Origin of the sequence: Limnofasciculus baicalensis BBK-W-15, assembly GCF_024178385.1 — a bacterium.
Taxonomy (GTDB): domain Bacteria; phylum Cyanobacteriota; class Cyanobacteriia; order Cyanobacteriales; family Coleofasciculaceae; genus Limnofasciculus; species Limnofasciculus baicalensis.
This window is the reverse complement of sequence record NZ_JAMZMM010000043.1, coordinates 1-24049: the sequence shown is the minus strand read 5'-3', so window position 1 is coordinate 24049 and position 24049 is coordinate 1. Positions and strand designations below refer to the sequence as shown.

23 protein-coding genes and 1 pseudogene are annotated in these 24049 nt (G+C 42.3%); 7 read left to right on the top strand and 17 right to left on the bottom strand.

The window, feature by feature from the left end:
* Window positions 1–15: 15 nt before the first annotated feature.
* A complete protein-coding gene (locus tag NJ959_RS06815; RefSeq protein ID WP_254011001.1) occupies window positions 16–684 on the bottom strand; it encodes a HEAT repeat domain-containing protein in 669 nt (222 codons plus the stop codon).
* Window positions 685–848: 164 nt separating this feature from the next.
* On the opposite strand from NJ959_RS06815, the gene NJ959_RS06810 reads away from it, so the two are divergent.
* The gene (locus NJ959_RS06810) at window positions 849–1274 is read left to right on the top strand and encodes a peptidylprolyl isomerase (protein WP_254011000.1); all 426 of its coding nucleotides are present in this window, start codon (window positions 849–851) and stop codon (window positions 1272–1274) included.
* Between the two features lie 178 nt (window positions 1275–1452).
* On the top strand, window positions 1453–2676 hold the full coding sequence (locus NJ959_RS06805) for a damage-control phosphatase ARMT1 family protein (protein WP_254010999.1): 1224 nt from the start codon (window positions 1453–1455) through the stop codon (window positions 2674–2676).
* Here the strand turns inward: NJ959_RS06805 and NJ959_RS06800 are convergent.
* Both NJ959_RS06800 and NJ959_RS06795 read right to left on the bottom strand, forming a co-directional pair.
* Window positions 2673–2882, bottom strand: coding sequence for a hypothetical protein (locus tag NJ959_RS06800; RefSeq protein ID WP_254010998.1), 210 nt, complete (start codon window positions 2880–2882; stop codon window positions 2673–2675). The two genes, NJ959_RS06805 and NJ959_RS06800, sit on opposite strands and share 4 nt — an antisense overlap.
* Window positions 2883–3181: 299 nt before the next feature.
* On the bottom strand, window positions 3182–4030 hold the full coding sequence (locus NJ959_RS06795) for an alpha/beta fold hydrolase (RefSeq protein WP_254010997.1): 849 nt from the start codon (window positions 4028–4030) through the stop codon (window positions 3182–3184).
* Between the two features lie 373 nt (window positions 4031–4403).
* On the opposite strand from NJ959_RS06795, the gene NJ959_RS06790 reads away from it, so the two are divergent.
* Window positions 4404–5105 (top strand): PEP-CTERM sorting domain-containing protein, encoded by a 702-nt coding sequence (locus NJ959_RS06790; protein WP_254010996.1) that lies wholly within the window; start codon window positions 4404–4406, stop codon window positions 5103–5105.
* 199 nt (window positions 5106–5304) lie between these two features.
* Window positions 5305–5706: a hypothetical protein gene (locus tag NJ959_RS06785; protein WP_254010995.1), complete on the top strand. Its 402-nt coding sequence runs from the start codon at window positions 5305–5307 to the stop codon at window positions 5704–5706.
* Between the two features lie 234 nt (window positions 5707–5940).
* On the opposite strand, the gene NJ959_RS06780 is transcribed toward NJ959_RS06785, so the two are convergent.
* From NJ959_RS06780 to egtD, 5 genes are all read right to left on the bottom strand, one after another.
* A complete protein-coding gene (locus NJ959_RS06780) occupies window positions 5941–6321 on the bottom strand; it encodes a hypothetical protein (protein WP_254010994.1) in 381 nt (126 codons plus the stop codon).
* Between the two features lie 122 nt (window positions 6322–6443).
* Complete coding sequence (locus tag NJ959_RS06775) at window positions 6444–7337, bottom strand: ABC transporter permease (RefSeq protein WP_254010993.1); 894 nt, start codon at window positions 7335–7337, stop codon at window positions 6444–6446.
* A 75-nt stretch (window positions 7338–7412) separates the two neighbouring features.
* A complete protein-coding gene (locus tag NJ959_RS06770) occupies window positions 7413–7613 on the bottom strand; it encodes a type II toxin-antitoxin system HicB family antitoxin (protein WP_373693618.1) in 201 nt (66 codons plus the stop codon).
* Window positions 7614–7656: 43 nt separating this feature from the next.
* On the bottom strand, window positions 7657–8676 hold the full coding sequence (locus NJ959_RS06765; protein WP_254010991.1) for an ABC transporter ATP-binding protein: 1020 nt from the start codon (window positions 8674–8676) through the stop codon (window positions 7657–7659).
* A gap of 208 nt (window positions 8677–8884) precedes the next feature.
* On the bottom strand, window positions 8885–9859 hold the full coding sequence (egtD, locus tag NJ959_RS06760) for an L-histidine N(alpha)-methyltransferase (RefSeq protein ID WP_254010990.1): 975 nt from the start codon (window positions 9857–9859) through the stop codon (window positions 8885–8887).
* Window positions 9860–10116: 257 nt separating this feature from the next.
* On the opposite strand from egtD, the pseudogene NJ959_RS06755 reads away from it, so the two are divergent.
* Window positions 10117–10339: pseudogene (locus tag NJ959_RS06755) on the top strand (IS701 family transposase); the annotation flags it as partial.
* A 149-nt stretch (window positions 10340–10488) separates the two neighbouring features.
* Here the strand turns inward: NJ959_RS06755 and NJ959_RS06750 are convergent.
* From NJ959_RS06750 to speB, 9 genes are all read right to left on the bottom strand, one after another.
* Complete coding sequence (locus tag NJ959_RS06750) at window positions 10489–11583, bottom strand: hybrid sensor histidine kinase/response regulator (protein ID WP_254010988.1); 1095 nt, start codon at window positions 11581–11583, stop codon at window positions 10489–10491.
* 279 nt (window positions 11584–11862) lie between these two features.
* Window positions 11863–12978, bottom strand: coding sequence for a hybrid sensor histidine kinase/response regulator (locus NJ959_RS06745; protein WP_254010987.1), 1116 nt, complete (start codon window positions 12976–12978; stop codon window positions 11863–11865).
* 15 nt (window positions 12979–12993) lie between these two features.
* Complete coding sequence (locus NJ959_RS06740) at window positions 12994–15189, bottom strand: response regulator (protein ID WP_254010986.1); 2196 nt, start codon at window positions 15187–15189, stop codon at window positions 12994–12996.
* Between the two features lie 68 nt (window positions 15190–15257).
* Window positions 15258–16733, bottom strand: a complete 1476-nt coding sequence (locus NJ959_RS06735) for a mechanosensitive ion channel domain-containing protein (RefSeq protein WP_373693617.1) — start codon at window positions 16731–16733, stop codon at window positions 15258–15260.
* Between the two features lie 457 nt (window positions 16734–17190).
* A complete protein-coding gene (locus tag NJ959_RS06730; protein WP_254010984.1) occupies window positions 17191–18327 on the bottom strand; it encodes a geranylgeranyl reductase family protein in 1137 nt (378 codons plus the stop codon).
* 187 nt (window positions 18328–18514) lie between these two features.
* Window positions 18515–19063, bottom strand: coding sequence for a ribosome recycling factor (frr, locus tag NJ959_RS06725; RefSeq protein WP_254011002.1), 549 nt, complete (start codon window positions 19061–19063; stop codon window positions 18515–18517).
* Window positions 19050–19778: a UMP kinase gene (gene pyrH / locus NJ959_RS06720; protein WP_254010983.1), complete on the bottom strand. Its 729-nt coding sequence runs from the start codon at window positions 19776–19778 to the stop codon at window positions 19050–19052. Before pyrH ends, frr begins: the two co-directional genes overlap by 14 nt.
* Window positions 19779–19834: 56 nt before the next feature.
* Window positions 19835–20389, bottom strand: coding sequence for a thioredoxin family protein (locus NJ959_RS06715; protein ID WP_254010982.1), 555 nt, complete (start codon window positions 20387–20389; stop codon window positions 19835–19837).
* A 193-nt stretch (window positions 20390–20582) separates the two neighbouring features.
* On the bottom strand, window positions 20583–21494 hold the full coding sequence (speB, locus tag NJ959_RS06710) for an agmatinase (RefSeq protein ID WP_254010981.1): 912 nt from the start codon (window positions 21492–21494) through the stop codon (window positions 20583–20585).
* Between the two features lie 194 nt (window positions 21495–21688).
* On the opposite strand from speB, the gene NJ959_RS06705 reads away from it, so the two are divergent.
* Together NJ959_RS06705 and NJ959_RS06700 are read left to right on the top strand one after the other, a co-directional pair.
* Window positions 21689–22627 (top strand): alpha/beta fold hydrolase, encoded by a 939-nt coding sequence (locus tag NJ959_RS06705; RefSeq protein WP_254010980.1) that lies wholly within the window; start codon window positions 21689–21691, stop codon window positions 22625–22627.
* 317 nt (window positions 22628–22944) lie between these two features.
* Window positions 22945–23973, top strand: a complete 1029-nt coding sequence (locus NJ959_RS06700) for a bilin-binding protein (protein ID WP_254010979.1) — start codon at window positions 22945–22947, stop codon at window positions 23971–23973.
* Window positions 23974–24049: the final 76 nt, after the last annotated feature.

The following is a 24049-nucleotide window of genomic DNA, read 5'->3' as shown; positions in this document are numbered from 1 at the left end:
CCCCCTGCTTCTCATTCAAGCTTCCTGCAAACCTTGCAGCGCGATTGAGGCAGCTTCAGCAACTTGATGATTGCTGTCTTTGGCTAAAAATTTCAGTGCCGAAATACTTTTTGGGGTTGGTAAGTTACCCAGGGCTTGGGCTAGGCGTTGGCGAATCAACCAATCGGAGGATTGGGCAAAGCGGAGAATATCATCTACCGCATCTATCGCTTTGATTTCGCCCAAAGCCGCGATCGCAGCTTGTTGTAACACGACTTCTGGGCTGTCTAGTGCTTGGAGCAGCACATCACGGGCGCGGGGATCTTTCAGATTTCCCAGAGACACCGCTGCACTGAAGCGCACTAACCAATGGGTATCTTCATAAAACGTCCGCACCAATATTTCCAAAGCTCTACCGTCTTCTAGATATCCCAACGCCCCAGCCGCATCTGCACGAATGCCATAATCTGGGTCAGTTTCCAGTAATTTTACCAAAATCGGGTAACATTCCTCAGTTTGCTTAATCCCCAAAGCAAAGACTGCCATTGAACGAACCTGGATACTGGTGTCGTTTAATACCTTTTTTATCAGCGGCACTGCTTCCACCGATGACACTTCTCGCAGCGAAGCCAATGCTAACATGCGATCGCGCGAGTTGGCGCTTTGAAGCTGAACCGCAATTTGCTCCAAGTCGGGATAAGCCATTCCATACCACCTATTTTAAGAAATATTACAAATATTATAGAAAAATTTCGGGTCGGCTCGTTTGGCGGGGCGGTGGATCTCCTGGATGGGTAGATTTGGGAAATTAAGTGGTAACTTATACTAGCTCCCCATCGGGACAAGCTCTATAGAAAGGAAAAAAAAACATGACCCGCGCTATTATGGAAACCGACAAGGGCACAATCAATATCGACTTATTTGATAAAGAGGCCCCAAATACAGTGAAAAATTTCGTAGACTTAATTGAAAAAGGGTTTTACGATGGACTCACATTTCACCGAGTTATCCCTAATTTTATGATCCAAGGGGGCTGTCCTTCTGGGACCGGAACAGGTGGTCCTGGCTATAAAATTAAATGTGAAATTAACTCGAATAAGCATTTAGCTGGAACTTTATCCATGGCTCATGCTGGACGGGATACTGGGGGGAGTCAATTCTTTATTTGTCATTCTCCTCAGCCTCATTTAGATGGTGTACACACCACTTTTGGTAAAACGGAGGATATGGCTGTGGTTAATGCTATCCGCAAGGGCGATAAGATTCTATCTGTGAAAATAGAGGCTGGCAGCTAGAGGTTAGAGGATAGAGGTTGGACTATAACTTCTATCCTCTATCACTCGTTCACATTGAGATTATATTTTTAACGCCTAGACGCGCAGCGGCTTCTCGTCAGAGTAGAGCGCAAAGGTTTTGAGGTAAGATATTTGTGATTTTGAAGAATAGTCAATCCTAGGAAAAGGTAGCTCGTCTGTGAAATTTTTATCTAATGAACCTCGATTACCTGTTCCTTCTCCTTTGATGATGTGGGAGGAAGGTTCTTTTGCTAATGTGACATTAATTGATCGTTGGCCTACTATTATTCGGCGAGTTATTGAGGAAAATGATTTTTCTCCGTTGATTATCGAGAATTTGGATAATATTGTTCGGGAATTTCCTAATGGGATAGTCCGATCGCTGAAGGGCGATCATGGGGCAGATTTAGAGGCTTGGGCAGGTTATATTGAACCTTGGCTTGGGCAACGGTGGATTGATGTTCCTTGGTTGTTTGCTGAGGTTTATTTGTATCGTCGCATTCTGGAAGCTACTGGTTACTTTACTCCTGGAAATTTTCAAGGTATCGATCCCTTTGCATCGCAAAAATCTAGTAGTTTGGTGAAGGTGATCCCTTCTATCCAAGCTATGAGTACACAAGTTAATAGATTTGTCAATAGTCAGGAAAATAGAGTGTCTGCCATCGCTCTTCTCTATTTTGCCCTCTGGGGTAATCGAATTGACCTCAGTATGTGGCCTGAAGATGCAGAAGAGGGCGATCGCAGTCGCATTGAAAGTGACAGCCAACAAGCCAATATTTTAGTAGACGATACTGCCAAAATTGCTGATAAAATAGCTGGTTTTAGGGGGGTACGGATTGATTTTATTATTGATAATGCAGGGTTTGAGCTTTTTTGCGATTTGTGTTTGGCAGACTTTCTGATTGATAGTGGGGTTGCTGAACGGGTTTATTTTCACCTTAAGCCTCATCCTTTCTTTGTTTCTGATGCCATGATTAAGGATGTAGATCTCACTTTATCGGTGTTGATGAATAATAGCAATTCAGATGTTAGCTCGTTAGGGAATCGCTTGACAGAGCATATTAATCAAAATCGTTTAATCTGTCGCGATGATTTCTTTTGGACATCTCCTTTACCATTTTGGGAAATGCCGGAAGATTTGCGCGGCGAGTTAGGTCAATCTGAGCTGATTTTTGTGAAAGGAGATGCCAATTATCGCCGCTTACTAGGGGACTGTCAATGGTCATTTACTACTCCTTTTGAGGATATTGTTTGTTATTTTCCCGCACCTATGGTATCCTTAAGAACTTTAAAGGCAGAAATAATCGCGGGTTTACAAGAAAATCAGGTGGAAGATTTGAATCGCAGAGATCCTCAGTGGTTGATTAATGGTGAGTGGGGTGTGATTCAGTTTTCAGATTAAGTCGTTATTGACTGGTTGTATCGCTTAATGCCATTGCGAATATAATTGGTTGCCTCTGGTTGGGGATAATGAGTAAGATACCATAACGCTACAATTAGATGAGCATGATGAGTCCATTCGCCTCGTGGTAATGTCCCATTTTCGAATCTTTGGATGAGATCTTCTATTTCACTGACTGTCCAGAGTTTGGTTATGCGATCGCTCATCGCCCTATTATATCAAATCCGGGTTGGCTACCTCCTTTTAGCTTGGGCGACTGGAAGTCGCTGCTACAAAAACAAAGACTGCCTGCGCAGTCTATTTTAGAGAACAATAAGAAGGAAGCAATAGTTATGAATAGGATAATGATTTATGGTGTTACAGGGTTAAATACATTTCTACTAATGTTATCTCTAAATTTATAGAGATTCTCAGTCTGCGATTAGCAGTCTGTATTGTAGGGTGCGTTACGCTTTGCTAACGCACAATTCCAGTCTATATAATTTGGTGAGACTGTAAATGAATTTCAATTGCTATCTTTCTGTTTCTCCAAAAACTCCTCCACACTCCGATTAAATTCCTCTGGCTGTACTAGAAAAGGCCAATGATTACCAGCAACTTGGCAAATTTGTAAGTTATTCAGATAAGTTTTATAAGGTTTAATTTGCCATTCCCTCCGATTAACTCCTTTTTCTGGCTGAATGAAAAGAGTAGGAATATCAATCGGAATAGTAAATCCCGCTTCCGCCATGACATCATCAAAAATACCATCTCGTGCGGCAATGGTAAATTTACTTCCCCAACTGCCATCGGGTTTTTGTTCAATTCCCGCTTGAAATACTTGCTGCTGTAAACTACTCCATCCTTCATATTCACTTAACTGACGTGCCTGTTTTTCTGCTTCTTCATAACTAGAAAAAGGTCCCATGGCTTTGAGAAAGGGTAAAACGCGGTATAAAAAAGGGAAAGTAATTTTGAAAATACTGGGTATTTTCCAGATAAAAATGGGATCGACAAGAATCATACTGCGGAAGCGTTGGGGATTTTCTCTTGCCCAAATTGCAGCTAATTTTCCTGTCCAAGAATGACCGATAATATGAGCAGATGACCATCCTAAGTGATTCATGAGGGATTCGAGATCTGCAATAGTATCTCTAAAAGTATAATTCTGTTCAGGTTTACTACTCTCCCCATGACCGCGCATATCTGGAGCGATAATATGGTATCGGTTAGCCAGATAATCGCCCAAACTCGACCAGACCAGAGCCTGATCCGCTAAACCATGTAATAGTAGTAAGGGTTCTTTTCCTTGATTCCACTCTAGGTAAGAGAGTTGGATATCCGGTAGGGATAAGGTTTGACGTAAAGGCATCATTATCGCATCATCCTGTCTTCATGATTACTTCACAGAGTAAAACGATTAGGCAAAAACTACAAGCATTAACTAGCGATGAGATAAAAACTACAAGCATTGACTAGCAAGGATTATAGCCGATTTATTCACAGATAATTACCCAAACCATTTTTAAATCTTTGATGAAGATACGAGGATATACCTTGACAAACAATAGCAAGTTTGGCATTCTGAAAGATATAGAGAGTTAGATGGCAAGTGACCAACAGCCATACTTATAAGATCATCAGGTTTTTGTTTAGACAAATAATTGCATACCCAATAATCAAATAAATTATTGGAGATATGTTTAGCATCTGGATCTAGTAAACTTTGATCTTTTGAGGAATAGGCAATGAGAAGCAATTCAACATTTCTGAAAAAATTATCCATCGCAGCAGGAGCCGCACTGATGGCTGTAAGCGCCACAGGAGCAGCTCAAGCCGCAACAGTTTCTTTTTCAGCAGATGGTTTAGATTCAGGTTTAAATGTGCTTTTGACTCGCAATAACTTCTTTGGTGTTTCCTTCGATGCCGCCCCGGTTGGTACGTTTATCAACTCCGTAGTTTTTGACTTATCGCCAGATGCTAATGCCGCCTTTGACATTACGCCAGCTTTCATGTCTACTGGCGGAATTGGATTTGATTTTGGGTTTGGTAATACTTCTAGTGGGTTATCAGCGGGTGACATCACTCGTACTGTATCTGCTAACAATAAGCAACTCACATTAACCTTTGCTAGCGGCGCATTTGCAGTGGGTGATTTACTGCGCTTTGGTATTGATACTGATGGGGTTGGTCCATCAGTTTCCGGCAGTGATTTATTCGATACAGGTGCAGATTTTGGTCGTGCAGCGGTCAATGTTTCAGCAAATCTATCTAATGGTACATCCGGTTCAAGCACTTTCTCTATTGCTAGCATCCTGGTACCATCAAGATCTACAGCTACTGTAAACATTACTGATCCTGTACCTGTTCCGGAACCTGCGTCAGTTTTAGGCTTGCTAGCTGTTGGCGCTTTGGGTGCTACTTCTAAGCTGAAGCGTAAGAAAAACTAGGATATTTAGCTTAACGATTAGAAATCGCCGCTACAAAGACAAAACCCGCCTGCGCGGGTTTCAAAAGTCCGCGCAGGCGGACTTTGTTTGTATAGCCGCGATTTCTAATCGCCTGGAAATATTTCCTTTGCTATAAAAGAATTAAGTATCATCATTAGAGAAAGCGATCGCAAAATTATCTTACCACGGGAGCAAGACAATGGAACTCTATCGTCCTGTTGGGTTAAAAGAACTGGAACTCATAGCTGAAGCTGATTTTAAAGCATTTCCACCTAGACTTCCGGAACAGCCTATTTTTTACCCCGTACTCAATTTTGAGTATGCCGAACAGATTGCGCGGGATTGGAATACAAAAAGTAATAGCTTTGCTGGTTTCGTGACTAAGTTTGAGGTTGAAGACGACTATGTGAAACAGTTTGAAGTCCATATTGTTGGTAGTCGAATTCATCAAGAATTGTGGATACCAGCGGAAGAACTAGCAGAATTTAACCTTCATATTATTGGTAAAATCTCTATTGAATCAGCTTACTATGGTGATAATTTTTATGGTGATATAGATCCAGAAACAAATTTACCAAATGGGCTAGGGATTAGGGGCTAGGGCGTATTTTTTTGGATCATAGATTGGAGGTAGGGGCGAAGCATTTGGGGGACAAGTTATCGGAGAAACCCAAGGGATACAGTCCAAATGCTTCGCCCTGACTGGGTTGAGAAATACCCACTAATATAGTTGGTAAATCAAGATTGATCCTGCCCCAACCAGATATGGAAAAGTTAAAACCTAAAACTCAAAACTATTTGAGTAATTAACCATTAGCCATTACCCATTACCCATTCAATTTGTCGTTCCAGATGTAGGAGGTGGATTGGTTGGTGAAACTTGCTGTTGATTCTTCAAAGACTCTAATTGTTGACGGCGGAATTCCAGAGTTGCTTGATCTAAATTCCGATCCACTGTGTCAGAAAATCCCTGACTATCTACACCTTGTTGTGAGCGATGAATCAAGTCAAACACACTCAAACCACCAGTACCTGTTAAGGAATCTTGCTCGTTTTGGCGATTGTTAATATCTTCGAGAGGTTTAACTCTATCTGCTGACTGTGCTGTGGCAGATTGAGGGAGAATAGCAGAGGAAAGTGCCATGGCAATTGTGGAAATACCAACGCTTAAAGCGATATAGCCTAATTTGGGCAGAAACTGTGTTTTAATCTTCATAGCAGTTATTAGTTGTTAGTTGTTAGTTGTTAGTTGCTAAGGGAATAGGAAATAGGGCACAAAATTATTCTCCCACTCCCCACTCCCCACCTCCCGATACGGCATCCGCTGCTCCACTCCCATCAAGCAAATCGACGGCGAAGTAAGGGACTAATTGCGACAAATACTAGTGCAGCAAAACCCAATAGGATTAAAATTGCCCCGCCAAAGGTAACGGAAACCCAAGGAGTTTCCATCACCACACTTGCCAATGACCAATCACTATATAAATAAAGATAGCGAATTGGTTCAATTGCGTAGGTGAGAGGATTTAAACTTGCTACAATTTGTAACCATCCCGGCATAAAAGAGAGTGGTGCTAGGGCTGTGCTGGCAAATAATAGAGGCAATGTCATCACAAAGATAACAGCAATTAGCTCAATGTGACCAGGTAGGGCAAAAGCTAGTCCTAAACTTAAGGCGGTGACACCTAAAACTAGGAGGAATATAATTAATGCGATCGCACTTAACCCCACTAAATTAGGCAAACCCGCACCCAAAAAGGCACTAGCCCCAATTATTACTATGGTTTGGATGAAACTCAGGGCGATAATGTAAATAGCGGAAGCTACTACAATGGAAAACCGAGAGGCTAAAGGTGCTACTAGCAAGCGGTTGAGGAAACCGAATTCTCGGTCAAACATTACAGGTAATCCCGCATTGAGTGCGCCAGCAAAGGCTGTGAAAACAATAATTCCCGCACCAAGGAAGTTGGCATAGTCTAATCCTTCCCCAAAGAATCCTTGAGGTGCATTTTGAAATAATGCCCCAAACAGGATTAGCCACATCAGCGGTTGAATGATGCCAGCAATTAAAGTGGAAGGGCGGCGTTGTAGCTGAATAAATAGACGTTTGGTGAGGGCGAAAGTTTCCTGAATGAATTCCCCCAAACCAGGATTATCGTTAATTGGGATACGTTGGCTGGTTTCTGGTTGCCAGTTAATATCGGATTTTTGAGTAGTAACGGTTGTGTTCATTGTTTGTTGTTGGTTGTTTGTTGTTGTTTGTTGTTGGTTTTTTGTTGAACGTTATGGAATATAATTCCTACCTCACTACAATCTGTCTGTGCCAACAAACTCTGTCTGAAAAATCAGATCTTCATCTTCCAAAAGCATCTCAATTACCTTGCGCAGATTTTCTTGCAATTCGTCCAGGTTTTCTCCCTGAGAATCTGCCCCAGGAAAGCCAGGAACATAGCCAACATCAAGTTTGGTATCCAGATCTCTTTCAATAATTGCAGTGAAGGTTCTCATCGGCTTTACATTGGCTATCATCATTTAGATCGTAGTGACAAATTTACCGCATACTTTTCTTTTTCTCTGCTTTTAAATCCCGCATTCCCGCTGCGGCAAGTTCAGCATCTAGTAAGGTTTGTCCCGTGGCGGCGAGGTAGACATCATCAAGACTGGGACGAGATTGAGCAATACTAAAGATGGGTAAACCTGCTGCGTTTAATGATTCTTGAATGGTAATTAAACCATTGCTTTGAGACTTGACTACTAAATTGAGGGAATTACCTTGAGCGATATTAATAATAACCTCTTGGACAAAGGGTAGAGCTTGGAGCATTCCTTTCGCTTTCTGGGCTTCCTCTATGGGGGAAAATTCTCGCAGGCGTAAGGTAATGCGATCCCCTCCTACTTTATCCTTTAATTGAGATGGTGTCCCTGCTGCAATTACAACGCCTTTGTCGATAATTGCTACATTGTCAGCTAAAGCATCAATTTCTTCTAAATAATGGCTAGTAATGACAACCGTGGTTCCCGCCTCTCGCAGTTGACGCAGAAAATTCCACACCACAACTCTGCTTTCAATATCCAAGCCAACAGTTGGTTCATCTAATACTAAAACATCAGGTTGGTGGAGTAACCCAGCGGCTAAGTCGAGACGCTTCCGTAAACCTCCCGAATAAGTACCTGTCTTTTTCTCAGCATAGTCCTGCAATCCCAAAACCTCAATCATTTTCTTCACCCGTTCCTTGCCAAAAGCTGAGGGGAGGTGATATAGTGCAGCTTGCAGTTGCAATAATTCTCGACCTGTGAGCATCTTATCCAAAGCCACTTCTTGCGCCACATAGCCTAAGCGTCGCCGTGCGGCTCTCGGTTTTTCAATAACCGAAACGCCCCCAACCTCTATTTTACCCCCATCTGGGTTGCTTAGGGTACACAAGCAGCGAATGGTTGTGGTTTTCCCCGCCCCATTGGGACCAAGTAAGCCAAAAATCTCGGCAGGTTCGACTTTAAAGGAGATATCCTTGACGGCGTAGACATCACCGTAGCGCTTTTCCAAGTTTTCGATTAAAACGGCAGGAGGCATATATTCTTCTGTGCCTGAATCGGCTATACAAATCTCAACAGTCTTTCTTCTTATCTTAATGGTATTGTGAAGCTAATGCTGAGGGAATAAGGAATTAAAGATTATATAGGACTTCCGGAGCCACATTACTAATAGCGTGAATGGTGCGTTAGCAGAGGATAACGCACCCTACATATAGAGTATTTGCGTAAGTCCTATTCTAGATAAGTCAGTTAGTAGCTTGACAGAGGATTAAACCAAACCACTTTTGGGGATCTGTAAAGATTTTAATGGTTTTTAATCCTTTAGATTTTAGGTCTTTTTCCACCTTCTCTAAGTCAAATTTACGAGAAATTTCGGTCAGGATACTTTCCCCTGTTTCCCAGCTAACTGTTAAGTCCAGACTTTTGAGATGGACGACATGGCTTTTTTGGCAATGTAAATACATTTCAATTTGAGTTTCTGTTTGATTATAAATAGCTTGATGGGTGAATAAACTCGGATCGAAATCCCCTTGAAAACGCCAGTTTAAATGGGAGAGCATATTCAAATTAAAAGCCGCCGTTACTCCTTGAGAGTCATTGTAGGCTGCTTCGAGAATTTCGGTTGGTTTTTGCAAATCAAATCCGAGGAGAAAGTAATCTCCTGGTGCGAGTACAGCAGTAACTTGGTCAAAAAAGCGATCGCACTCCTCTGGGGTAAAGTTCCCCATTGAACTTCCCAAGAAAAAAATCATCCGCGCTGGCAAAGATGTGGGTTTCAACTTGGCGATTGCTTCTTCATAAGTTCCGACAAATGCTTCAACTTGTAATTCAGGATATTCTTTTTGGATTTTAATAGCACTGGCGTTGAGAATAGTTGCGCTAATATCAATAGGGACATATTTACAGGGATTTCCTAGGGTTTGATAAGCATCTAACAAAAGTCTAGTTTTAGTGGAACTCCCGCTCCCTAACTCTACCAATTCGCAAGAACCAGTTATCTGTGCAATTTCAGGAGCATATTGACACAAAATTGATGCTTCTGTGCGGGTTGGATAATATTCTGGCAATTCGCATATTTGTTCAAATAATTCGGAACCCCGTGCGTCATAGAAATATTTTGCAGGTAAAGTCTTTGGGGTTTGAGTTAACCCTTGAATTACATCTTCACCAGGTTTTTGCTCGGTTGTACTAGGAGGATAGATAGTCTGTGTCTTAGTCATGGTTAATTCCCTATTGTTGAATTCATCAGGATCTGATCCTAAATCTAATCGAGAGCTTACCACACTTCTTTGAGCTTGAGCAATTTAGACTTACAGGTATTTCCAGGTATGTGAGGTACAGAGAAACCCCGTTTCTTTGAAAAGGTACAGAGAAACCCCGTTTCTTTAACAGGACTTACGCAGCTACGCTATATCTAGCGTAGTCCTGTAGGAATGACTCTAGCACGAGGTAGAAGGCGATTGCCAAAGCTTTCCCGAACTTTGCCGAACATACTCACGATTTGAGTCACGATACGATTAATCGCTATTTGAATTCAGAAAACTTAACGCCTGAATTGATTTGGGAAAAAGTTCGTTCAGAACTTCAGGACAATCCGAATGCTTGCTTGGTTTTTGATGATACGGTACTAGATAAAAGGTTTTCATCAAAAATTGAACTTGTCCGTCGTCAATAAGCCTGGAAACGAACATAGAGTCATTTCCAGGCTTATTGACATTGGTGCAAGATCTCAGTAGAACTTAGCGGCGAGTTACTGTGGACACGAAAAATTAGCAACAAAGTCATCGTGATAAACCCGAACACTCGATACTTGTAATAGATCTGCGGCTTTTTACCATCCATGTACCCCCTAATTATTGGGTAGAATTACTTTAACAGTTGTCTGGACACCGGGGATACTTTCAATACTGAGATCCCCACCGTGGAGTTGAGTCATCCGCTTGGCGATAACTAACCCCAATCCCGAGCCTTGTTGTTGGTACAACTTGCGATCGAATTGTGTATAAGCACCCACACTAGCAATCTGCTCGGGGTTCATACCTCTTCCGCGATCGCTGACGTAAAATTTGAACAAACCATTAGTTATTTTGCCAATAACCTCTATGGGTGTTCCAGCTACAGAAAATTTGAAGGCATTATCAATAATTTCTTCAGCAATTTTTTTGCAATGGGGTTCAGAAATTTTCACCTCTGTATTAAGCAAATTTAGTTTAAGATCTCCTTCTCTATTCGCTTCTTTAGCAATATTATTTGCCACTTCTGCGATCGCGGTTTTTGGGTAGCAGCTACCTGGAAGTGACAGGAGTGCTTCCCTCCGTTTGGGATCGGTAGCAATTAGTTCGAGTTGGGCATAAACTAGACAATTCTGAGTCAAGCGGTACAGACGTTTAGCAGAAGTTTGGATGGAATTCAGCATTTCCAGAGTCTCCTCTGGCTCCAGAATATCTAATTCTTCCACGAGGATAGCAGTCATACCTAAAATACCATTGAGAGGGGTATTCAGCTCATGGGGAAGCGTCATCGCAATCTGGCTACGGAGATCGTCTAATTTCTGTTGAGCTTGTTTTTCTACAGCAGCTTTTCTTTCGAGTCGTACTGTGATTGCATTGAGTAAATCTGTCCCCGTAAAAGGTTTAGTTAAGTAGTCATCTGCACCCAATTTCATACCCATCCGCATATCATCCCATTCATTTTTACCTGTGATAAAAATCAAAGGAATTGTCATCGTTTTCGGATTCTGACGTAGGACTTCGAGAACACCATAGCCATCAATTCCCGGCATATCAACATCACAGAGAACCAAATCTGGCAACTCTTCCTCTATTTGTTCTAGTCCCTCAATACCATTTTCTGCCGTTATAGTCTTAAAGTTGTGCATCGCTATAATTTCTGCGAGGCTTTCACGCAAATCTGTTTCATCTTCAATAATTAGGATCTTTTTCATCTTGCTACCTACTCTCTTGTCCGGATCTAATTTTATTTTTACCGTATTTTACTTTTATTCTAGATAAAATACTGATCCAAATTAGTAGCGGCACTCCTGATATCGAGAGGTTATTTTTATATGACTTACGCAAAGCCTCTCTCTGTAGGGTGCGTTAGCAAAGCATAACGCACCACACTATATGTCATGTAGCGATGTCAGTCATATAAAAATAATGGAATTAGAATATTTATTCTTCCCCATTGCCTCTTACATATCTCCATATTATTAATCTATATCTTAACAATTCTGAACCAGATGATCGCAGTATTGAATAGGATGAGATCTATCAACTTCCACCGTAAAAATAGAACCTTTAGGTTCATTGTCTGAAATATAAATTGTGCCACCTTGGGCTTCTACAGCCATTTTGCAGAATGCTAATCCCAAACCAGTCTGTTTAACATCAGGAAATAAACTACCTACTGCGTACTTCTCAAAAATACTCTGTTTGAGATCTTGACTCACACCAGTACCTCGATCGATCACGCGAATTATCGCATCGACATGGGAGGGGTAATCAATCTCCACTATTACCTGACTATCTTTGGGAGAAAACTTAATTGCATTCATCAATAAGTTATCGAAAACTCGTCTAAATAGGCTGCTATCTAATTTAATAAATTTCTGGCAGGTAGGTAGATTGGCGATCAGTTGAATCCGGCGTTGAGTCGCCATAGGTTGCAAATCAGATATAACCATCTCAGCCATTTCGACGAGATCCACCTCACTTAAATTTAGCAGCATTTGACCAGCTTCTAACTTTGCCATGATTAATAGACTATCAATTAAAGATTCCAGATGTTTGCTGGCGATGCCAATCTGTTTAATCTTTTTTTGTTGTACTTCTGCCAAGTCTGTTAGTTTCAGCATTTCGCATGAGAGCATAATACTAGTGAGGGGATTTCGCAAGTCATGAACGATCATGTTAGACATATCTTGCCTAATTTGTAGAGAGGCTTGGAGGGCATCATATTGTTGCTTAATCCGGAGGAGGGAACGGATTCTGGCTCGCAATTCTATCCCATTAACTGGTTTACTCAGAAAGTCATCAGCTCCTGTGTCGAGACAACGGGCGAGATCCTCTTTAGAGCTAAGAGCAGTCACCATGATAATCGGAATGTGTCGCCTGGTTGGATTCGTTTTGATACGACGACAAACTTCTATGCCATTCATATCTGGCATCATCACATCCAGTAAAATGAGATCTGGTGCGCTCGTGTCTAAGCGATCGAGTGCCTTAATGCCACTGGAAGCATAGTTCAAAAGATACCTTTCATGAGACAACAGAGTTTCAATAACATCAAAGTTATCTGGATCGTCGTCAATTACTAGTACAGTCGGTTGATAATTCATAAGGAAAACAAAGTTTTATCTATTTAAGAGTCGCTCAATGGCATGGGTAAGTTGCTTCAACCTAACGGGTTTTGTCAGGTATTCACTAGCACCCGCCTCTAGACATTTTTCCCGATCCCCAGACATGGCTAACGCAGTGAGAGCAATGATGGGAATATTTGCCAATTCGCTGTCGGTGCGAATCTGGCGAGTAGCCTCTAATCCATCTATCTGAGGCATTTGAATATCCATTAAAATTAGAGCGGGTTTCCGCTCTTTGGCGATGGTGATTACATCTTGTCCATTATTAGCTAAGACTAACCGATAGCCTCTACCAATCAAATAGTCGGAAATTGTATCAATATTCGCCTGATTGTCTTCTGCCAATAAAATTAGTGGCGGCTCTTTTTCCCGATCTACCACTACGATTGGCGTAGTAGATGAGTTATCTGAGTGCGATCCCTTGCGCTCCTCCTCTCGATCTCGCTCTACCACAGATCCACAAACCCCTAATTGTGGTAATAAAATCGGCGCTGACGCTTCTAATCTCCCTACCTTTGCGCCAACACCATCGCTACAGCGCTTCGCGATCGCGCCTAATCCCAAACGCTGATGGGGAACTCTGACACTGAAACAACTGCCGTTGCCAACTTCACTCTCCACATTAACATTACCACTGTGTAATTCAACAAGGCGACGTACTAGAGATAAACCAAGCCCTGTGCCAGAGTATTGGCGGCTCAAACTGCTGTCAATCTGGACAAATGACTCAAATAGTTTGTCAATGTTTTCTGGTGCGATACCGATGCCAGTATCTTCAACTTCAAAGACTAAAAATTGTTTCTCTCGCCTCACCCGCAGGATTACGCTACCGTCATTGGGAGTAAACTTTACCGCGTTACTAAGTAGGTTAATCAATACCTGTCGCATTCTGCGATCGTCTGCGTAAATTTTACCAATATCATGAGGGAGGTTAGCCCTCAATACAATATTTTTATTGAGCGCCATCTGTTTGACGAATGTGAGGCTAGATTCACAGAGATTTCTCACCGAAATATTAGTCAGTTGCAACTCCAATTTTCCGGCTTCAATCTTCGCCAAGTCTAGGATATCGTTAATTAGTTCAAGCAAATGTCTGCCGCTCCGGGCGATGGTAGCGATCGCTTTTTCTTGGCGATTGTTGAGGGGACCAAATACCGCCTCTTCTAACCCTTCAGACATACCTAAAATAGCGTTAAGCGGGGTGCGCAATTCGTGACTCATGCTAGCGAGAAACTCGTCTTTGAGACGAGTAGCGCGGGCAAGATCCGCGTTGGTAATGGAAAGTTTATCGTTACTATCCCGTAGTGCTTCTTCACCTCGCTTACGAGTGATGATCGCGGCCACGTATGTGGCGATTGTTTTGGCTAACTGGATTTCTTCGGTTTGGAAATGATGGGGTGTATTGTAATAGACAATCAGCTTGCCAAGTGGATGATCTTTGTAACAAAGTGGGAAGGAGGCAGTCGATCTAATTCCTTCGGCTTGGCGCAGTGCCTCCAACAAATTAACCTCTCTCTCATTCCCCAGATTCGGAATCATGATGAACTCCGAGCCAAGTTGACTATTCCAAAATTCTAGGTATTCTTCTATAGATTGCTTGTAGGCATCACTGATACCTACAGAGGCTTGATATGAGATTTTTCCTTGTGGATCTTGCGTTAGTAATGCTGCCCGATCGGATTTTAATGTTTGTTGAATTCCCTCAACAGCAATTCGGAAAATTTCAGGAATTGTTTCTGCTTGCTTTAGTTCTACAACCAGCTTATACAATTGGCTCAGTCGCTCAATTTGGAGATTTAATGCGTTTTCTGTTTCCCGATGTTGGGCAATTTCTTCAATCAACTGTTGGTTGAGTTGGGTGAGTTGAGCGGTACGTTTTTCAACTCTTAATTCTAGTTCACTATTAAGTTTTTGTAGAGCTTCTACCGTCTGTTTCCGCTCGGTAATATTGATGATTGCAGGAGCTTTTCCTGCAAAGATTTGCTCTAGAATTTCTATCCCCCTTCTATCTATTAAGTGATAATCTAATACGGCTATATCAAATTGTTCAGATTCTAGGATAGTTTTGGCTTCGGCAATTGAGGCAGCAATAGTATATGCGCATTCCGAATTTACTTGCGTAATTTTAGTCTGGCATGGCAACTCCTCGCTGAGATCATTTTTTACTAACAAGACTTTAATCTGTTCCATAGACTCGTAGATAATATGAATAGTTTTTATTTTCGATATCTTAATTTACAATTATAACTCAGATTATTTTAAATTCCAAAGATCGTGGTAATCCGTTTGCGAATCCGTTCTAAAGGTGTCTGTTCTGATTCAGCTTCTTCTACCAATAGTCCCAAATCCCGTAATGACTGTTGACGTTCGGATAGTTTTTGGGCAATTTGATCGGCTAGTTGGCGATGGCTCATTAATAGCTTTTGCAATTCATTTCGCTCAACTATAAACAAAATTGTATCTTCTAGAGTGCGGACACTAGCCGAACGAGTAGTTCCCATCAAGACAGAAATTTCACCAAAAAATTCACCTTCATGGAGGGTAGCAATATATTTGCCAGCTCGTTGAGAAAATACTTCAACCGATCCAGATAAAATCAGATAAAATGAATCACCAGGCTCATTCTCCTGACAAATAAGCTGGTTGGTAGGGAACAATTGTCTATACCCATATTCAATCAAATCCCGCAGCTCTAGATCGCTACATTTTTCAAAGTAACTAATTCTCCGTAATAAATCTCGCAGAGTCCAATTACTGAGAGATTTCGGTGGTTTTTGTGCAGTTGATAGGACAGGTATATTTTTGCTAAAACTATTGGCATTAACACCCTCTAAATTTGGTTTGTTTTGCAGTAAAGCAGCTATAGCTTCTACATTCCGGATATAAACATCTCGTTGGGGTAAAGCAATTGCGATACTGCGATCGCGGAATTCTGCTTCAATCAGAAAGTTCAATGTACTGGTAATGGGATCGGTTTCCGGCGGATCGTCAATCCAAACTAGTAGTTCAAACTCTAAAGCCTCCTCGCCAAACCGCTTAAACCAAACTTTAGGCGCAGGATTAGATAATACTCTCGAATCCTTATGAGCCGCCGCTAAAAGGGCTTCCGTTACTAAAACAGGCTCGCTATCATGGGCAACACCAACGGGAATATGAATCCGACATTTTGGATCTTGATAGCTCCAATTAATAATATGATTTTCAATAAATCTATTATTAGGAACAATGACGGAAACACCATCTAATGTACGGACGACTGTTGAACGAATTGAAATTTTTTCAACAGTGCCTAACAGGGTATCAACTTCAATAAAGTCGCCAACTTTAATTGGTTGATCGAATAGAAGAGTCACCCCACTAATAAAATTACTAGCTAAATTCTGGAGTCCAAAGCCAAAACCGATCCCGAGCGCACCTGCAAGCACCGTTAAAGAACTTAAATTAATTCCAGCACTTTGGAGAACAATAAAAAACCCTAAGATTGCCAGAATGTAATGGGTGACAGATGCAATTGCTTCCCTACTTCCCCTGTCAAATTTGAAGCGCACCAACAGTTGTCGCTTCATCCACTCGCTGATGGTGCGAGCAAACACCAACGCGATTAAAATAAAAAAAATTAGTTGGACTAGGGTACTCAGGGAAAAGGGTTTGCCACCAAACTCAAACAGCTTAGTTGTCAATAGCTGAGAGCATGTGTCAACAATACTTTGTGTTTGTTTGACAATCCAATCCATCGCTGTTTGAGATGCACTTTACTCGTCTATCTTATCGTAGTAGTCTAGGTCACCGATTTATGATCGCGATTTTCAGTTCCATCAAGTACACCCCAAAAACTCCCAGAAACCGGGTTTCTTCAAGAAACCCGGTTTCTATTTTGTACTTCATGCAACGGAAAGCCGCTATAATCCTCATCTAATTAGATCCCCCTAAATCCCCCTAAAAAAGGCAGGGCTGTTTCATTCTCAAATTTGACGACAGATTTCAATCTGTCGCTACACAGACAAAACCTGCCTTCGCAGGTTAGCAAGTCTTGCATTAGTTATTAACAAATAAGTTGAACCGCCAAAGGGTGGTTTAGCCTGTATAGCAACAGGTTTTAACCTGTTGTTGTTGAGGAGAATGAAACCGCTCTGCTTAAAAAGGGGGACTTTGAGCAATTTATTTCCCTTTAAAAAGGGGACTTTGAACAATTTATTTTCCGCCCATACCCGGAACGAAACTGCCACCCAAACGCTTCAGTGCGCGGTTAACCACCTCTGAATAACGCAATTCCCCAGAAAGAATCTTCAGCATGATTAGGGTAGCGCTTGGTTGCTTGACACCAACTTTGTAGCCCACTTTAGGGAAGCTGTAGAAGCCTCCAGCCAAGCGTTTTGCCCACACCATATCGCTACCCCATTCTTCCTGAATCACCTGGCTATATTTTTCCAGGGCATTAATATTTCCAGCCAAGGCTCCGTCAATCGCATCAGCCACCTTTAAGCCAGTAAACATAGAAGGGCGAATCCCTTCTGCGGTAAAAGGATCTACCACACAAGCGGCTTCGCCAGCCAAAAGAGCATTTTGGGTGTGCAATTTCTGATTACCATCCCACAGACACAAACCATGACCGTACTGCTTACATGTCTGAAAATCTACACCAAATTGCTCGGCATATTTAGCAACGATACCTTTTAAATCTGGATTTCCACCGCCTCGGAAAGTACCAATACCAATTGAGTAACCACCTGCTTTAGGAAAATTCCAGATATACCCATTTTTCACCTCACCGAAGTCAAAATGAATCGTTGGCTGAGTTGGAGTAGGAGCTGGACTTTCGGCTTCGAGGGCACCAGCCATTTGCCGTTGGCGTTCCTTGAAACCCAGCCATTTTGCCATTGGTCCCTTAGCGCCGTCAGCAGCAATTAGATACTGACCCTCAAGAGTACCATTGGCAGTCTTAACTTGCCAGCGATCGCTCTTAAACTCGATACCAGTTACTTCTGTACCATCCTGAAGTTCCGCACCTTGTTTTTGTGCCTGCTGAATCAAAAAATGGTCGAATACTTCTCGCCGTACCATCCAAACGGCTTCCTTGGTATTCAGATTTACTTCGACGGGATCTCCCATTTGCCAGGTATAACTAACAGCATTAGCTTTCAGGGATATGGCTGGCGTAAAGTCAAAATCAAACCACTCTTGCACGATAGGTGACACTCCACCACCACAAGGCTTGTACCGAGGTAATGATTCTTTTTCTAAAACCAGAACCTTTCTGCCTCGTTTGGCGAGGTGATAGGCGGCTGTTCCTCCGGCTGGACCGGCACCAACAATTATGCAATCAAACATTTGGCTACAATCTTTACAAAAAATGGTGGGCTAGATTAATCCTACTTTCAGACTTAAGCCTTAGCCACCAGTATTTTTTAGGACTTCTGGGCTACCACGAATATTCTGGTTTTTTGGACTTAGACTGATGAAACGATCTATTCCCGTGAATATTCCGGGTTTCTATGTTAGCCCTATTTTTTTTGTGTTAAACGGTCATGATATCTTTTTCTTTTTCAGCTAGTAATTCATCGATTTTGCTAATGTACTTGTCTGTTAATTTTTTCATCTTGTCTTGGATATCTCGCGCTTCATCCTCCGAGAGTTCGCTATTTTTTTCCTGTTTCCGCACAGAGTCAACCCCATCGCGGCGAACATTCCGAATTGAGACTTTCCCATCTTCTGCCAACTTTTTTGCCATTTTCACAAATTCTTTGCGACGTTCGGCAGTCAGGGGGGGTACATTTAACCGAATCACCTGACCATCGTTGCTGGGGGTTAAGCCAACATCGGACAGGGAAATTGCCTTCTCAATCTGGTTTAGGCTCTTTTTGTCATAAGGTTGAATCGTAATTGTGGAAGCATCTGGCGTGTTAATGTTTGCCAGGGACTTGAGGGACGTTGGTGTCCCGTAGTATTCAACTATCACCCGATCCAAGAGACTAGCATTGGCTCGACCTGTTCTAATGCTATTAAAATCCCGTTGAGCTGCATCAACAGCTTTCTGCATAGAGCTTTCGACTTCATCTAACTTCACAAAAACCTCCCACAATTGTGCCAACTGGTTCTCCCTTAACAGCGCGACAGATATTTCCGCGCTCTGTAAGATCAAATACCATAATTGGGATATTATTTTCCTTACACAAGGCGATCGCAGTACTATCCATCACTCGTAAGTCGTGAGCAAGGACATGTCCGTAGGTGAGACTTTCGTAACGACGGGCATTGGGATTCTGATGGGGATCTGCATCATAAATCCCGTCTACTTTGGTCGCCTTAAAGATCACCTCGGCATCGATTTCTGCTGCCCGCAAAGCGGCGGTAGTATCCGTGGTAAAGAAAGGATTACCCGAACCCGCCCCAAAAATCACCACTCGTCCTTTTTCGAGGTGGCGAATTGCACGGCGGCGGATATATGGTTCTGCCACTTCTTGCATTGCGATCGCGGTTTGTACTCGTGTTGGTATACCCATTCGCTCTAGAGCATCTTGCAGGGTTAAGGCATTCATCACTGTAGCAATCATACCAATATAATCACCCGTTGCCCGATCCATGCCCCCTGCGGCTGCTTTCAAGCCACGAAAGATATTGCCGCCACCGACAACAATCGCCATCTGAACCCCATCACCTACTACTTCGGCGACTTCAGTAGATATCTCTTGCACCACGTTGGGATCGACACCGTAGCCCAATTGCCCCATTAATGCTTCACCGCTCAACTTTAGTAAAACCCGTCGGTATTTTATCCCCATGCTACGACTCTTTTTTCTTGACTATTGCCTGTCACATAAGATAACACTCCCCTGTCCTAATAGCGCCACCGCAAGTTGCTGCCAATTGCTTCTGTTGATTTTGGTGACACCTCTTCCCCTGCGAGTACAGCCGCGATCGCATTTTCCAGATAACGCACCCGAACTTCTTCTGCTTGATGAGGGCTATCATCAATTTGACCGCTATAGCGGAGAATGCCTTTTTTGTCAATCAAAAATACTTCTGGGGTTATCTCTGCACCAAATCCCTGTGCCACATCCTGAGTTGGGTCCCAAAGGTAAGGAAAATTAAGCTGATTTACCCTGGCAAACTTTTTCATTTTCTCGAAGCTATCTTTGGGGTATTGATATAAATCGTTAGCGTTAATTCCTACTAGTGTTACTCTCTGACTTTGAAACTGAGATTGAATTTGTTTTAGCCTATATAAATAAGCGGAGACACAGGGACATTCATTGCTCATAAATATTACTGCTACTGCCCTCCAGTTTCTCAGGTAAGAGGAAAGGTGATGAACTTCGCCATCAATTCCTGGGAGTTCAAAGTCGGGTGCGTAACTGCCAATGGGAGTGCCGATTTTTTCCATTAGACTCATACAACTTGCGTTTTGGTGAACAAAAAAACTTTTTCCAATTAGGCGGGGAGAATTAAACGTAAAATAAATTATACTTACTCTTGCCTTCCCTAGACCAATAGTATTCTCCGAACAATTGCAATCTGGGTTTATTTCTTCCTACCTATTTAACGCTCTCCCCTTTTCTTCCTTTCCTGCCAATTAATTGAGTACCTTACCAACCTTGAACTAAGGCTTGATAACCAATTAACTTATATACTAGTTTCGCTGCACTAAATTGAGATACTACAGAATCAATAACGGGGGCTAATTCCATCACATCGCAGCCGATGACTTGATGGGTTTCAAATACTCGCCGTAGAAAATCTGTGAGGGCGTACCAACTTAATCCACCTGGCTCTGGAGTACCCACTCCCGGCATCGAACCGGGATCGATTCCATCCAAATCGATAGTAATAAATACTCGTTCGGTAGAAATATTAGAAATAGCTTTATCAATCCAATTAGGATCTTTGGCAATCTCTCTTGCCCACATTACCGGAATCGATTTTTCTTTAATCAAATTGGCTTCTTCTTGACAAAGACTGCGGATGGCAATTGGAAGTGTGGGCAACCCCATATCGATAATTCGACGCATCACACAGGCATGGTTGTAAATCGAACCTTCATACTCGTGGCGCATATCACCGTGGGCATCGATTTGAATGACAGTGAAAGGTTCCGGGTAAAATTGGCGGTAAGCATCGACAATGCCACTGGTAATGCTGTGTTCCCCTCCCAGTGCGATCGCAAATTTGCCATCTTGAACGATCTTACACACTGTCTCGCGAGTCAACCTCAGCATGTCTACGGAGGAAATTTTTTGGGAGCCTCTAGTATCGGCGATCGCAGAGTGAGTATAAATCCTAGCAGCCAAGTAAGTTTCTCGTTCTAGTTCATCATCATAGTAGTCTAACTGCTCTGAGGCTACCAACAAGGCATCGGGACCATTCTCACAGCCTTTGCGATAGGTTGTCGTCGCCTCAAAGGGAATCGGGAGAATCACCACCCGCGAGGTTTCGTAGGAAACCTGATATTCGGAGCCTAGGAATTGGACATGAGATGTGGTAGAGGTTTGCAGCAACATTAAGACAGCACCAAGAAAATTTTACAATTAATTAATATTTACACAATCCCAGTACGAAGCGCAAAGGGAACATTGGTCAATTATCGCGCCTAGTCTGTGGGACATTTGGGTAGGTTTAATACAAACTCTTTCAGTTTATTACAAAAATATATTAAATAATGTAAATATTACACCAAAACACTCTCAGATTCGCCATGACAGTCTCCTCCTCCCCTGATACCCTCCATCCTCACATTGAAACCAAAACTTGGACGTGGAGAGGCTTCCCCATTCGCTATACCACCTGTGCCGCACCAACCCGTAAAACAGGAAAATTGCCTGTCATCGTTATGGTACATGGATTTGGGGCTTCTTCTGGTCATTGGCGGAAGAATTTGCCTATTTTGGGAGAAACTTATCGCTGTTATGCCATTGACTTGATTGGCTTTGGGGCTTCAGCGAAGCCGACTCCAGGACTTGAAATTGAGTATACCTTTGAAACCTGGGGACAGCAAGTGGCTGATTTCTGTCGGGAGGTGGTGGGGACTCCCGCTTTTTTTGTGGGTAATTCGATTGGCTGTATTGTTGTCTTACAAGCTGCTGTGGACTTTCCTGAATTAGTTTTGGGTGTTAGCTTGATTAACTGTTCCTTGCGACTGCTTCACGATCGCAAACGGGCTACCCTACCATGGTACAGGCAATTGGGGACACCTATTGTACAATCGCTACTGAGTATGAAGTGGCTGGGTAAGCTCTTTTTTGATCGACTTGCTCAACCCCAAGTAGTCAGGAAAATTCTGTTACAAGCATACCACCGTCCCGAAGCTGTTACAGAGGAACTCGTGGATATTATAATGAAACCCGCTAGGGATGAAGGAGCAGTTGATGTATTTTTAGCCTTCACCCGTTATTCCGGTGGTCCTTTAGCGGAAGACTTGCTACCCCGACTATCTTGCCCTGCAATAATTTTATGGGGAACTGAAGATCCTTGGGAACCGATAGAATTGGGACGAGAGTTAGGTAAATTTCCCACCGTGGCAAAATTTATACCTCTAGAAGGCTTAGGTCATTGTCCCCAAGATGAAGCACCAGAGATTGTCAACCCTATTTTACAGGAGTTGATAGAGGAAAATCGGGAAATGGCTAATGGCTAATGGTATAAATTTTATGTTCCCTGTTCCCTGTTGCCTAGTTCCCTCAAGAATTAGTAATTAGCTGACTGATGACCTGACTCAGTATTACTTAACAATTCTATAAGCTTGTTTAACACTTTTACAGTTTTTTTACCGTACACTACCCAATAGTATAAAAGTAACATTAGAAGCAGAGGACACTCACCGCATCCTGTATAGGATTCGCTGTTTTGGATGGTTATTTAAACTTTGTTTAAATAATATCCTTCAACTTGGTTGTCATGACTGACACCCGACTCTAAAGCATTGATCTCTAGTTTTTTAAAAAAAGAGGTGTCATGGATTCAGTTAATAAAGTGGGATACTTGCCAAATTCGGTCAAAGTAAAAGTCCATTCAATTGAGACTTTCTCTAAGCTATGGGCGAAAAAGTATGTGCAAAAAGTGAGAGAAACAGAGAACTCCTGGAAAGGTAACACACAAGGATTAGAAGCGATAACTGCTCAAAGACTGTTAGATTCCATACGTTCAATCACTATCCAATCTTGGTCAAAAACAGAAACCTTCTTGTCCCAAGAAGTGAGGCGACAAGGGATTAATTATCGGTTAATCGATCCTTGGGAAATTACTAAAGATACCTACCGTATCTATGAGAAAGTACTGTTAGCTTATGGCAATCGAGTAATGCCGCAACGCCTCGCAGTGTTTATTGCTCCAGACTTGGGTTACATCCGACAGAAATACACAGCAATTGATCCTAGGGTGTTGGGGTTTGTTAGTATGCAATTTCACTATACCGGACAGTTGCTTTTAAAACTTCTTCCTGTGTCGGATCAAGCTACTGTTGGTACTTATTTTAAAGTGATTGACGATCATCTATACATTCCTTTACAACGTTTGTACGAGTCAGCAGCTAATTGCGATCGCAATTCTTCTATTTTGCAAATACTGGCAAAATTGTTACCCATAAATAGTGAAATTGCCAGAAAGATTGTAGCGAGGGCAAGTGAGTTGAATCCAAATTATCGTTGCTATAGCGGTACTTTGAGTGAATCGAAGATCAAGAGTTCCAGTCTCCGAGATGTAGAGATGTTCCAGATTTATTTGTGCCTTTGTGTACTGGAACAGAGTATTGCACCAATTCAACAAGAGTTATTTCCCTTGTGTGTCATGATTTATCCAACATTAAAGGTGCGGTGGGAACTGGTGCGGCAAATGATCCATTTAATTGGGTTAGAATTGAGGGAACGTTTGGAACCGAAACAGGCAGCGCTATTTATGCCTTATTTCCAAGCTCTGTGGCAAATGTTTTCTCCGGATGTGTTTCCAGATAGCTTGGATTTTCAAGAAATGGGACATTCGGCTTGAGTATTGGTTATTGGTTATTGGTTATTGGTTGTTGGTTGTTGGTTGTTGGTTATTGGTTGTTGGTTGTTGGTTATTG